Below are 13040 nucleotides of genomic sequence, written 5' to 3' on the forward strand. Positions count from 1 at the left end.
CATTCGCGGCGCAGCTTCAAGGAATGTTTTTCTCATCATCCGGTGAGTCGGGCAAGCGCATCCTCCATATATTGTGGCGGGATCTGAATGAGGCGCGGAACCTCGGTGAAAAGGAGCGCGGCAGCGATCGCCTTTTCCGGGTAGAGCGGCTTCAGCAGTTCCGCATAGAGCGCAAGCTGAGTCACATAAGCGGACGGCACGTCCGGCAGATCTGCCGGTGCCGGCCGGTTGGTCTTGTAATCGACAATCAGCACTTCATCGCCGGAAACCGCTAGCCGGTCGATCTTGCCGGAAACAGCATGCATTCTGCTGCCCAGCTTCAAGGTGCCCATGATCGAAATCTCGGGACGAGAACCCGGTGCAAAAATCGGCGCAAATCGTTCGTTCTCCATTATCGTAGCCACGGATTGCCAGGCAGTCTGTCGCTCCTCCAAGGACCACGAGGCCCCGGCCCGCGAAAGATAGCGCCATGCCGCTGCCTCGCGCTGATCGGGAGCAATCTCCGGCAGGATCTGCAACAGGCGGTGGATGGCATGGCCCCTCTCCACGGCAAATCGCGGCATCTCTTCGCCATCCAGCACCGGGGAGCGCAATGAAACGGCTGCCTCATATCCGGGTTCGATCAAGGCCGTCGCCCCGGAAGGTGCAAGCGGACGGGGCAAAGCCGGAGGCGCCGGCACGGGTTTGGTGAAATCCGGCGGAAACGTAGCCGGCTTTATTACCCGATTCTCCTTCTCCTTTTCAGGCTCGATTGGCCGAAGCGGCGTAACCCTGTACCGGTAGACGGGCGCACATGCCTCCGGGACGGCACGCGTCTCGATATTGTCCGCCGATGAAAGCGCGTCGTGAACGATCCTGTGCCAGGTAAGCGCGGAGGAGCCCCGCACGCCGGTATAGCCGCAAATGATCAGGCGATCCTCCGCGCGCGTCATTCCGACATAAAGCAGCCTGCGATATTCCTCCTCGGCCTTCTGCCGCGCTTCCGCTTCCAGCATCCGTGAACTGGTGTTCGAAACATCCTTGCCGGCGCGCCAGAGATAGCCTTTTCCCGTCCAGCCGCCGCCTTTCGGTTCAAAAGCGATGAGTTTCGGTAAATGCTGGTTGCTGATGGGCGCGCTGCCAGGATCGACCAGGAACACGACAGGCGCCTCCAGGCCTTTGGCTGCGTGGACGGTCATGATGCGGACTTCGTTTCGCGTCTGGTCCATTTCGCGCTTGATCTCGGGAGCAGCGCCGTCAAGCGTCGCCAGAAATGCTTCGAGACCGGAGAGCCCGGCACGTTCGGTGGCGAGGCAAAAACTCAGGAATTCGTCCAATATGTCATTGGCCTCGTGGCCCAACCTTGCGACGAGCTTCCGTCGGGCGCCTTCCCGCTCAGGCGTACCCGCGAGTACGCCTGCATAGAATTCGAACACAGGCTTGAAAGCAGCCGCATTCTGCCACTCCTCCAGCGCCTCCACGATCTCGGCCAGCGAAGGGTCGGAACCGGCAGCCATACGCAGAGCCTCAAACAGGGTTACGGAACGGCCCCGCGGCCAGGCAAGGTCGAACAGTTTTTCCTCGCTTATGTCGAAGATCGGGCTACGCAGAAGGGCGGCAAGCGACAGGTCGTCATGGGACTGGAGGATGAACCGTCCGAGCGCCAGCAGGTCCTGCACCGCGATATGATCCGTGAGCCGCAAACGATCGGTGCCGGCGACATTTATGTTCCGGTTCTTCAGGCTGCGCGAAAGGGCGTGGACGAAGCGATCGCGCTTGCGCACCAGCACCATGACGTCGCCGGCCATGAGCTTTCTGCCCTGGCCTTCGATCATCTCGCCTTCCCTAAGCCAGCCGTCGATCGTCTCGGCGATGGTTTCGGCAAGACGAACCGCCGGGGCCGAGGCATGGTCGACAGCCTGCGTCCAGTCTTCCGGTTCCTGCACGACCTGTGGCGAGAGCGACATCCAGAGTTCGACATAACCGGGCGCACCGGCGCGGATCGCCTTGTGGTCGATCGGCTCGGGATCACGGGTCAGCCCGCGACGCACTTCCTCGCGTGAAAAGACGAGATCAACCGCTGACAGCACGTCGCCGGTCGAGCGGAAAGAGCGTGTCAGACGCACCTTCTGGAACGTCCCTCCGGATGCCGGTACCTTGGTGGAGAATTCCGTCCCGTTGTCGGCAAAAGCCGCCGGCTCGGCGCCCTGGAACGAATAGATCGACTGCTTTTCGTCGCCGACCGCAAAGATCGTGCGATGGACATTGTCGCGCCCGCCAAGACCGGCAAAGAATTCCTCCGCAAGCTTCTTCACCACGCTCCACTGGTCAGGACTCGTATCCTGTGCCTCGTCGATCAGAATATGGTCGATGCCCTTGTCGAGCTTGAACTGCACCCAGGGGCCCGCATCCGGGCGCGCCAGGAGACGGATCGTGCGGACGATCAGGTCGTTGAAATCGAGAAAGCCTCGCGCCCGCTTCAGCCATTCGTAACGCGCGATCAGCCAGTCGGCGATGATGAGGGCAGCCCGCGTCGCCTCCAGCATGCGAAAAAGCGCCAACCGGTCACAAGCCGAAACGATCGTTTGAGCAGCCTTCTCGTAACGGTCAAGGAGATCGGGAATCCGGTCGCAAAGGGATTTCTTGAACGTGCTGGAGCCGTATGGAGCGCCGTCGGCCTTGAGGAAGGCTGCCTGAAGGAATTCCAGCCGGCGAATGGGGTCGCTCTCGGCAAAAGCCTGCTGTGCGGCCGGCACGATGTTCTTCAGAACGGCACGGGCGTCGCAGACCTGGGCGGCGGCGACAAAGTCGCCGAATTCCTCTGCCGAAAAACCCGGCAGGGGCCAGGCTGCGGCGGCAATCGAATCGGCATTCTCCTCCTCGCCGAAGCCGAATTCCTCGAACAGGGCCGAAAAGCGGACGCGATCATTGCCGATCTGATCGATGAAGGCACGCAGGCCGTCGCGGCGGGCAAGCATCTCCGTCAGAAGGTCATCCAGGCCTTTTTCGCCGCCGCGCTCCAGCACCTCGGCAAATGCCGCGGCGATCTCGCCGTCGGCCTCGGCCACGATGCCGGTCAGGAGGTCGCGGCGCGCTTCTGCCAGAAGGGCAGCCTCCATCTGTGGATCGAGCAGTTCAAAATGCCCGACGATATTCGCCTCCAGGGGAAACTGATGCAGGATCGCCTCGCAGAAGGCATGGATGGTCTGGATTTTCAGGCCGCCGGGTGTTTCAAGCGCGCGGGCAAAGAGTTGACGGGCCCGTCGCAGCTTTCTGCGATCAGGGAGTTTTCCCTCCAGCTCGGCGATCTTTTGCGACAATTCGGCATCGCTCAACCGGCTCCATTCGGCAAGATTTCCGAATACGCGGTTCGCCATGTTGGCCGCTGCCGCCCGCGTATAGGTCAGGCAAAGTATCTTGGACGGGTCCGTGCCCTCGAGAAGCAGCCGTATGACCCGCTGCGACAGGACATGCGTCTTGCCCGAGCCGGCATTGGCCGACACCCAGGCGGAGTTCCGCGGATCGGAAGCGATCCCTTGGCTTTCACGCGTTTCGACCGGTATATCGGGACGCTGGCTCACGGTGCCTCGCCTCCGCCGTCTTCGTCACCGCCAGCCGACCATTCCAGGACGCGTGCAAGGTGATCATAGTCGCCGCTGGTGTCGCCTTCCCGGAAAGGCAGGGCGCGGGAGAGGTAGCCTGCGGCCGGATCGTCATAGAAGGCCAGCAGATTTTCCAGTCTCGCCCAGGCTTCACTTGCAAGCTCGCCGGCCGTTTTCTCCTGGCGGTTATGGGCAAGGATCGATTCTTCCTTCACCTCGCCATTGGCCTTAAGCCGCACATAGGCGAGTTCGCCTGCGCCGGCCACGAGCGGCGCGAAAGCACCCCGCTCGAGCAATGCTGCTTCAAGCGCGAGCTGTGGCGAGAGCAGCGTATGTGCCTGTGCCTTCGAAGGCGAGGAGCCGGTCTTGTAGTCGAGTATGTCCGCCTTTCCGCCGGCGCGAATATCAATTCGGTCGGCATAGCCGGAAAGGGTCTTGCTCCCTTTGCCAACTGGCCAGGCTGCAGCACGAGCTTCCGCATGACGGGAAACGATGCCTTCGGCGCGACCGCGTTCCCAGCCGATGAAATGAKGGGCCGTGCGGACAAAACGCGGCCACCAGACGGCTTCCACATCGGCTGGCAGTGCCAGTTCCTCAAAGGCCTGGCGGCCTATCGTCATCAGGGCGGAAAAGGCCTCATCCGACAACGGATCGACACCGGATTGCGTGTAGCGTTGCAGGATTTCGTGAAAAAGCGTGCCGCGCTCCGCAGTCCCCGGGTCTCGGATCAGCGGATCGAGTGGCAGGAGGCGGAGAATACGCTTTGCATAGACGGCGTATGGATCGCGGCGCAGCGTCTCGATCTCGGTGACCGAAAACTGCCTGGGTCGTGCTTCGAGCGGCGGTACCGGCCTCGGGCGCGGGGCGAAGTCGACCTTAGAAGCGGTATCGAGAGCGCGTGCCCATTCGATCAGAACCTGCCCGCGCAACCGCATGTCTTCTGCCACATCGCCTGCACAAGTGAGCAGCCGCTGAAGCCAGCGCGAGGCAATGGCCGGCGCATCGCCGGACCGGGCCGCTCTGGTCAGGACGACTTCCGGCGCGCCCATCGCCATCATGAAATCATGGGCAGCGAGACCGATGCGGCGTTCCGGAGGCTCTAGAGCCAGTTCGCCTTTCATGAGGCGGGACATGAAGCGATCAGATGCAGGAATATGCGGCCAGGAACCCTCATTGAGGCCGCCCAACACAAGCGTGTCCACACTCTGCAGCCGTGCTTCAAGCGGCCCCCATATGGCGATGCGCGGATCGGCACCTGCAGGCGGCTTCACGACTTCGGTGGCCATGAGGGCTGCAAGAATGTCCGGCCATTCGCGCGCTTCGAACTCCAGGGCGGACTGCGCCGATATCAGTTTGCGCAGGAAATCCGCGAATACCTGGCCGGCATCTCCGCGATAAAGTTCCGCCACCGCCCCGGTCTCTTCACGCGCCAATGCCTCCAGAGCCTCCACGGAAGCATGCGCGACGTGACCGATCTGCAAGGAAGTTTCGTCGCGGAGTGCCGCCAAGGGCGCAATCGCCCTCTGCAGTTCCGCCAGGACATCACGCGCCTCGATCAAGGCGGTGTCGGAGATGCGGGCAGCCCAGTAAGGTGGACGGCTGCTTTTCCGCATGGCAGTCAATCGTTCCTCGAACAGATCGGAAAGACCGGCCAGATCGGGCCGGCCCGTGCCACCGCGAAGCGCAACGAGCTCAATCGCCTCGGCAGCGGATCTGACCTTTTCACGCCTCATGCCAAGCCGCAGGAGAGGATGCTTCAGGAGCCCCACGATCGGTACCGGATCGCCGACACGGAACACCGCCTCGAGCAGCAGGGAAAGCAGAATTGCCGGTAAGCTGCGAGAAAGCAGGCTGCCGCCGGAATCGTCTGCGACTATGCCGAAACGTCTCAGTTCCGCCGCCACCCGGCGCGCCAGATCCCGGTCCGGCGTCACCAACGCAGCTGTACTTCCCTCGCGCATTATCGCATGTCGCAGCGCAACAGCTATCGTCAGGGCCTCCTCGCGTTCGTTGGCGGCCTCGACCAGACTGATGCCGGCAAGGGCATGGCCGTCAATCGCCGCAGCCTCGGCCCAGGCATCCGTCGTCTCAGCCGGCCGGAGCGCCTCGCTAATCATGGCCCGGCGCGACTGAAGAACGCCTTGCGGAATAGCGATCTCCTCAACATCGGCTCGTTCGATGCCGATCACCGACAACAGCTTCTTCATGCCGAATTGCGGGTGGCCGAAGGCGGATGGCGATCGGTAACCGTCGATTGCGTCCCAGGAACGCTCATCCAGCAGAAGATCGAGCCCGGGAAGCACGACCGCGCCTTTCGGCAGGCGGGAAATGGCGGCGAGCAGCATCGCCGTCGCGGGATTGGTACCGGTGGATCCAGCGGCGATGACAGGTCCCTGCGGCGGGCACCGGCCCAAACGGTCGGCTTCTGCCGAGATGAGTGCGTTGCGATGCGTGGCGGGATTGGAGCGGCCGATTTCGGCCAATATTTCTGGCCATTGCGCAGTGACGATGCGGAGAAAATCCAGAGTCACCTGCCACCACCCGGCGAGATCGGCCGGCACAACGCTCTCCAGACGACGCCAGTCCGCCTCTTCCGTCTCGATCTCGTCCATCAGCGCCGCAAGGTCGCGTGCCAGCCAGATGGCATCGCTGGCCGAAGCCGGCACCACGACGCCCTCCTCGTAGCGTGCCGCAACATGTGCCGGAATGCGGCTCTTCCACGCACGGACCAGCGGTGCCAGAAGGAGAATGCGATCAAGCGCCGCGATCGGCGGCGCAAGGTCAAGCGTAACGGCGCTTTCCTCGGCAAAGGAGGCCGCATCCTCATCGAACTCACCGAGCGGCCGGATCACGGGGAGGATGGCCGAACAGCCTCCCATCCGGTCAACGAAAACGCTCCTGAGCTCTCTCGCGGCGCGGCGCGTGGGCACATAGAAGGTGGTATCGGCCAGGGAAAGCGGATCGCCGTCGAAACGGAATCCGGGCACAAGACGCCCATCCAGGAAAGCCTCGGCGAGTTTCGGCAGGAACGGCACGCCGGGCGGGATGGACAGGACTCTCGGTAGATCGCCCATTATGCAGTAGAACGAAGCCGGTTCACCACGGCTTCCGCGGCACCGATTGCATCAGGCGTGCCGACTGTGATCCATGAACCATCCAGCGGAAGCCCATACAGCCGGCCGGCCTCTATCGCGCGATCAAAATAGAGGTTCAGCGAATGCGGCCTGGCTTCCGTCCCGGTGAATATGCGTGGATGCACGATCGCCGCTCCCGCATAGATGAAGCCGGCTTCGCCCGGCTTCGCCCGGCGCAGTCGTCCATTTCCATGCATGACGAAATCCGCCTTGTCACCATGACCGGTGGCTGATTCGAAATCGGAAAGCATGAGGAGAATATCCAACTCCCGGTCGTCCCATGCAAGCGCCAGCCGCTCGAGGTTCGGGGTCGCGCGATCGATCCAGAAGGTGTCTGCATTGATGACGAAGAAAGGTTCAGCCTCCAGAAGCGTCAGCGCCTTGACGATGCCGCCTGCCGAATCGAGAAGCTGGTCACGCTCATCGGAGATCAGTATCCGGGGACGGACACGCTGCGCAAGATAGGAGATCATCTGGTCCGCTAGGTAGTGGACATTGACCACTGCCGTCTCGATGCCGACTGTGTCCAGCGCGTCCAGTCCCCAGTCGATGAGCGGCTTTCCGGCAACTGGCACCAGGGGCTTTGGCATCGTCTCCGTTATCGGACGCATGCGCTTGCCGAGACCGGCGGCGAGGACCATCGCCGTGCGGGAAATGCCCTGGATCATTCTTCGCCTTCCGGTAGAAAACCCGCCCGCTGATAGAATGCGCCCAGTCCGGTAAGCGCAGGATGGTGCAGCGAGCGGCGCAGATAGTTCCGGATGCGTGGCAGATGCTTCAGATAGGCCGGCTTTCCGTCGCGACGGTCGAGCCGGACGAAAGTACCGAGGAGCTTCGAATTACGCTGCGCGGTCGCTATCGCATAGGTTTCTTCAAAAGCCTCGCGGTTAAAACCGGCACCTCGCGCCGCACAATAGGTATCCAGGATAACACGCTCCAGATCGGGCGGAATGGTGACACGGGCATCGAGGGCAAGCGACGCCACGTCATAGGCGGCTGGGCCGAAAACCGCATCCTGGAAGTCAATGATGCCGAGCCGGTCAAAGCCCTTGCGATCGTCCCGCCAGATGATGTTGGGTGAATGGAAATCGCGCAATACGATGCTTTGCTCCGCCTTTTCCAGACGATCGAACAATGTGCTCCAGCAGGCAAGGAACTCGCCGCGCTCAGCCGCGCTTGCCGGCCGTCCGACAGCGAAAGGCACGTACCAGTCAAGCATAAGCTCGGTCTCGATGCCGAAGGCCTGGCGATCATAGGGCGGCAGATGATGCGTGATACCGCCCGTCACGGGCATCTCGCGATTCCATGGTTTTTGATGAATGAAGGCCAGCAATTCGGCAGCAGCGCAGTAGCGTTCAACAACAGGAATGCCATCTTGCCCCAGAAAGGACCCACTGCCGAGATGCTCGATCAGGAGAAGACCGCGAGCAAGATCCTGCGCCAGGATTTCCGGTGCGGCGAGGCCAGCTTCCCGCAACGCCAGATCGACCGCCACGAAGGCAGATACCGATTGCGCCAGTCGCGCGATATGGCTGTAGGGCAATCCATCTCGAACAACCGGTTCGTCCCGCCGCTCCGGCGCATTCATCAGGATGAGCTTTTCGCCGCCGTCGGTTATCGTTTCATAGGCGCGGATCGAGGCATCGCCGAGTAGAAAGGCACGGCGCGCATCCGGGCGCCCCGCGCTGCCAAGGAATTCGCGAATGGCGAAGGATTGCGCAAGGCGTTTCATCGGCGCATCGGGCCCGGATACTTCTGCCACGCGGCCGTCGCCTTGCTCGCGCAAAGCAACGTTGATTGCGCCCGTGATCCGGCCTTCCGCGCGTTCGGGCCATTCGATCAGCCCGACCCCCGAGGCGGCGGCCTCGTCCAGGCCAAGTTCCTCCAGTTCCTCGGGCGAGCCCAGCCTGTAGAGGTCGAAATGATGAACCTGTATGCGGGTCTCGTAAGCCTGTACCAGCGTAAAGGTGGGGCTCGGTACTTCCAATGCCGGGTCGTCGGCAAGGGAGCGGATGATGGCACGCGCCAGCGTGGTCTTTCCGGCCCCGAGATCCCCTCGAAGCGCCACCACATCCCCCGCCTTGAGGACGACCGCAATGTCCTCGCCAAGCCGGTTCGTTGCCTGCTCATCGGGCAAATGGCGCTCAAGAACGCATCCGGCCATCCGCCGAGCTACTCCGCCGCGACGCGCATGCCCGAAGGCGAAACGGGGAAGCGGCAGATCACCGTGGTTCCGCGTCCAGTTCCGGTCTCGATCTCGACCGTGCCGCCGTGCAATTCGACAAAGCTCTTGACGATCGACAGACCCAGTCCCGCACCACGTCGCCGACCGCCATTGGTGCGCGGTTCGAAGCGCTTGAAGATGGTCTCCAGCACATCGGGCGACATGCCCGGTCCATCGTCATGAACGCGGAATTCCACAGTGCCGTCGCCCCGGCGCGCGGTCAGCGTGATCGTTCCGTGCTCGGGCGCGTAATTGGCAGCGTTGCTGAGCAGATTGAACAGGATCTGCCGAAGCCTGTTTTCATCGGCATGGAAGCTCGCGGAAGCGTCGTCCATGTCGACCACGAGCTTTATGTCATGCTCGCGAAGTCGCTCGGCGACCAGGTCGGCCGCGGCCTGGACGGCGGCCCCTATACGCACTTCCGCTATGTCGAGTTCCATGATGCCTGCGTCAACCGTCGCCAGATCGAGAATATCGTTGACGATTGTCAGGAGCACGGAGGACGACGAGCCGATATGGTCCACATATTCACGCTGTCGTTTCGTCAACGGGCCCGTACCCGGCAGACTCAATAGCTCGGTGAAGCCGATGATATTGGTCAGAGGCGAGCGGAGCTCGTAGGAAACATGCTGCACGAAGTCGTTCTTGAGCTGATCCGCTTTCTGCAGAGCCTCGTTCTTCTCCTTCAGAGCCCGTTCGACATTGGCGCTGTCGGTTACGTCCACAAAGGTCATCATCACCTGTCCGTTCGGCAGATGAATGATGGCGTAGCTCAATATGGTGCCGTTGAGCAGTTCCGTCTGACCATGATGGTCGCGGCGCTCATCATCAAATCCGGTTACGGCGGCGACGAAATCGTCCCATGGACTTTCCTTGGCCACCGCATCGCAAGCGGCCCGGATCGCCGCTATGTGAGAAGTCTCGCTGACAAGCTCGGCAGGCAGCCCCCACAAGGTGCGGAAGGCCGGATTGGACAGCCTGAGCCGGCCGTCCGGCCCGAAAACCGCCACGCCTTCGGCGAGATTGTCCAGAGTTTCGCCCTGCACGCGCATGGCCGCATTGTAGCGGCTTTCAAGATCGAATTTCTCCGTCAAATTCTCGAAAATCCAGGTCACGCCACCGTTTGGCTGCGGATTGGCAATGACGCGGATCGTGCGGCCGTCCGGCAGATGCCACCAATGCTCCTGCGGCTCAGGCGACCGGTAAGCCCCCAATAGATCTTCCTTCCAGCGACGCCATTCCGGCTGTTCCTCGAGCTTTCCTTCGCTGCGCAGACGATCAAGCACGATCGCGTTTTCCGGCGCACTGTCGAGAAATGCGGCATCCAGGTCCCAGAGCTTCTGAAAAGCCTGATTGTAGAAGCGGAGCTTCTCCCCGGCATCGAATATGGCGACTGCGGTCGTAAGCTGATCGAGCGTGTTGGCGTGGCTGCGCACGGTGCGTTCGAATTGGCGGCGAAGACTGTCAATCTCGCTCATATCTACCGCCATTCCGGCCGAGCCCTGCGAGGAAGATATCTCGGTGATCGTGTAGATGCGCCGTTCGCCGCCAACCACCGTCGAAACCTGCCCGCTATAGACAGGCCGGGCGAGACGTTCGCGTGCTATATCTTCGCGGGTCGCCGTTGGCAGCAATTCCCTGTTTTCGCGGACGGCGTCCTCGGGGGCTTGGCTGTCGACGGTCTTGGCATAGGCATTGTTAACCCAGATCAGGCGGCCCCTTGTGTCGCGCAGCCAGATGGGCATGTCGAGTGCGTCGGCAAGGGCAAACAAATTCTCTTTGTCCGCCTGCAGACGCTGGTGCTCGAGCCTCAGCCGCGCATGTTCTTTTTGCACTTCCGACAATGACAGGAAGCGGATCACGGCATGATAGGCCGTCTTGCGCCCAATTACTTCGAGCAAGGTTCCGGACCGCGTCTCAACAACCAGATCAAAGCCTGTCCCGTGGCCACGGAGGGTGGCAGTCGCACGTTCAAGGGCGGTGGCAGTGCCCGGCGAAAGCCACCGGCCGAAAGCGAGGAAGGCGCTGCGGTCGACTGGCACACCGGCGCCGCCCGGCAATTCTCCAAGGATGGAAGGCGCGCCGCCCTCATTCGCCCAGACTATAAAGCGCTGGTCCTTGAGATTGATGAGCGAATCGGAACGCCGCAGGGATTCTCCAAGCTCTGCCACGCGGGTGCGCAGTTCCGCATTCTCGGTTGCGATCCGGCCCCGCTCGCGGATGAGCCATATGGCCGAGAGCAGGGCAGCTCCCATGACGCCGGCAAAAATGGAAAGCTGCATGACTTCGGAAGTGCCGAGCGACATGTCCAGGATCGCAGCAGACCTCCCGGTCAGGTCCTGGGCGAAAGCAGTGCTTGGGAGGGCCATCGCGAATGGAAGCGCAGCCAGCCACGCTCCGACGAAAGAACGAAATGAATCAGTCCCCCGCGGATGCGGGTCCTGCAACCCTTCCGTTCTGCCGCTGCACGGGTTTACCCCCGGCATGCCTCTTCCTCTCCGCCGCGTCGTGGCAACACCGTCTGGACTCATCCGGATGCACCGTCCTTGCAAACCCGGAATTGTCGCGAATCACCTCACTGTAGCCCTTGACCGAATCGGCGTGAAGAAGCGGCCGCCACAAATATAAAGCCGAGCGCCAAGTCAAGCGCTCGGCTTCAATATCTTGTGGCTCAATCAGGAAAAATCAGTATCTGTAGTGTTCAGGCTTGTAGGGTCCCTGTGGCTGAACGCCGATATAGGTGGCCTGCTCCTGCGAAAGACTGGACAGTTTCACACCGAGCTTGTTGAGATGGAGGCGTGCCACCTTCTCGTCGAGATGCTTGGGCAGGACATAAACCTGATTCTCGTACTGGTCGCCCTTGGCCCAAAGCTCGATTTGCGCCAGCACCTGGTTGGTGAAGGACGCGGACATGACAAAGCTCGGATGACCCGTGGCATTGCCGAGATTGAGCAGCCGCCCTTCCGAGAGCAGAATCATCCGTTTGCCGTCAGGAAACTCGATCATATCGACCTGCGGCTTGATGTTTGTCCATTTCAGATTGCGCAGGGAAGCAACCTGAATCTCGTTGTCGAAATGGCCGATATTGCCGACGATCACCATATCCTTCATCCGGCGCATGTGATCGAGCGTGACGACATCCTTGTTGCCGGTAGCGGTGATTACGATGTCTGCCGTCGGCGCGGCCTCTTCCAGCGTCACCACCTCGAAGCCGTCCATGGCTGCCTGCAAAGCGCAGATGGGATCGACCTCGGTCACCCGGACACGCGCGCCGGCGCCGCGTAGCGAGGCGGCAGAGCCTTTGCCGACATCGCCATAGCCGCAGACCACGGCAACCTTGCCGGCCATCATCACGTCGGTGGCGCGGCGGATGCCGTCCACCAGCGATTCCTTGCAGCCATACTTGTTATCGAATTTCGACTTGGTGACGGAATCGTTCACATTGATCGCGGGGAAGGGAAGGAGGCCCTTCTTCTGAAGCTGGTAGAGCCGGTTGACGCCGGTCGTCGTCTCCTCAGTAACGCCGCGGATCGCATCCCTCTGACGGGTGAAGAAGCCCGGCGTCTCCGCCATACGCTTCCTGATTTGCTCAAAAAGGACTTCCTCCTCCTCGCTGCCCGGTTCGGAGAGGACATCCTCGCCGGCCTCGGCGCGCGCGCCGAGCAGGATATACATGGTCGCGTCACCGCCGTCGTCGAGAATCATGTTGGATGGATTGCCGTCCGGCCACTGGAATATCTGGTCCGTGTAGGTCCAGTACTCCTCCAGCGTCTCGCCCTTCACTGCAAAGACAGGGGTTCCCGTCTCGGCGATGGCCGCCGCCGCATGATCCTGGGTAGAGAAGATGTTGCAGGAAGCCCAGCGCACCTCGGCGCCGAGCGCCTTTAGGGTCTCGATGAGAACCGCCGTTTGGATCGTCATGTGCAGGGAGCCCGAGATGCGGGCGCCCTTGAGCGGCCTGGCGGCGCCGAATTCCTCCCGGCAAGCCATAAGGCCGGGCATTTCGGTTTCGGCGATATCGATTTCCTTGCGGCCCCAGGCCGCCAGCCCGATATCGGCAACCATGTAATCCTTCTGGGCGGTCATTTTGGAACTCCGATG

The 13040-nt window shown here is 61.7% G+C and carries 6 protein-coding genes; all 6 read right to left on the reverse strand.

Annotated features, from left to right (window positions below; translation table 11 throughout):
- Positions 1-35: 35 nt before the first annotated feature.
- The 6 genes from addA to ahcY all read right to left on the reverse strand — a co-directional run bounded on the left by addA (position 36) and on the right by ahcY (position 13025).
- The gene (gene addA, locus L598_RS20780) at positions 36-3560 is read right to left on the reverse strand and encodes a double-strand break repair helicase AddA (protein ID WP_144865844.1); all 3525 of its coding nucleotides are present in this window, start codon (positions 3558-3560) and stop codon (positions 36-38) included.
- Positions 3557-6655, reverse strand: a complete 3099-nt coding sequence (gene addB / locus L598_RS20785) for a double-strand break repair protein AddB (protein WP_144865847.1) — start codon at positions 6653-6655, stop codon at positions 3557-3559. Before addB ends, addA begins: the two co-directional genes overlap by 4 nt.
- Positions 6655-7383 carry a nucleotidyltransferase family protein gene (locus L598_RS20790; protein WP_246658866.1) on the reverse strand — a complete coding sequence of 243 codons (729 nt, stop codon included), beginning with the start codon at positions 7381-7383 and terminating at the stop codon, positions 6655-6657. Before L598_RS20790 ends, addB begins: the two co-directional genes overlap by 1 nt.
- A complete protein-coding gene (gene tsaE / locus L598_RS20795; RefSeq protein ID WP_144865850.1) occupies positions 7380-8879 on the reverse strand; it encodes a tRNA (adenosine(37)-N6)-threonylcarbamoyltransferase complex ATPase subunit type 1 TsaE in 1500 nt (499 codons plus the stop codon). Before tsaE ends, L598_RS20790 begins: the two co-directional genes overlap by 4 nt.
- A gap of 8 nt (positions 8880-8887) precedes the next feature.
- Complete coding sequence (locus tag L598_RS20800; protein WP_246658874.1) at positions 8888-11245, reverse strand: ATP-binding protein; 2358 nt, start codon at positions 11243-11245, stop codon at positions 8888-8890.
- A gap of 379 nt (positions 11246-11624) precedes the next feature.
- Positions 11625-13025, reverse strand: a complete 1401-nt coding sequence (ahcY, locus tag L598_RS20805) for an adenosylhomocysteinase (RefSeq protein ID WP_144865855.1) — start codon at positions 13023-13025, stop codon at positions 11625-11627.
- Between the last annotated feature and the right edge of the window lie 15 nt (positions 13026-13040).

The sequence above is a fragment of the Mesorhizobium sp. J18 genome, assembly GCF_007829525.1.
Lineage (GTDB): Bacteria > Pseudomonadota > Alphaproteobacteria > Rhizobiales > Rhizobiaceae > VLJP01.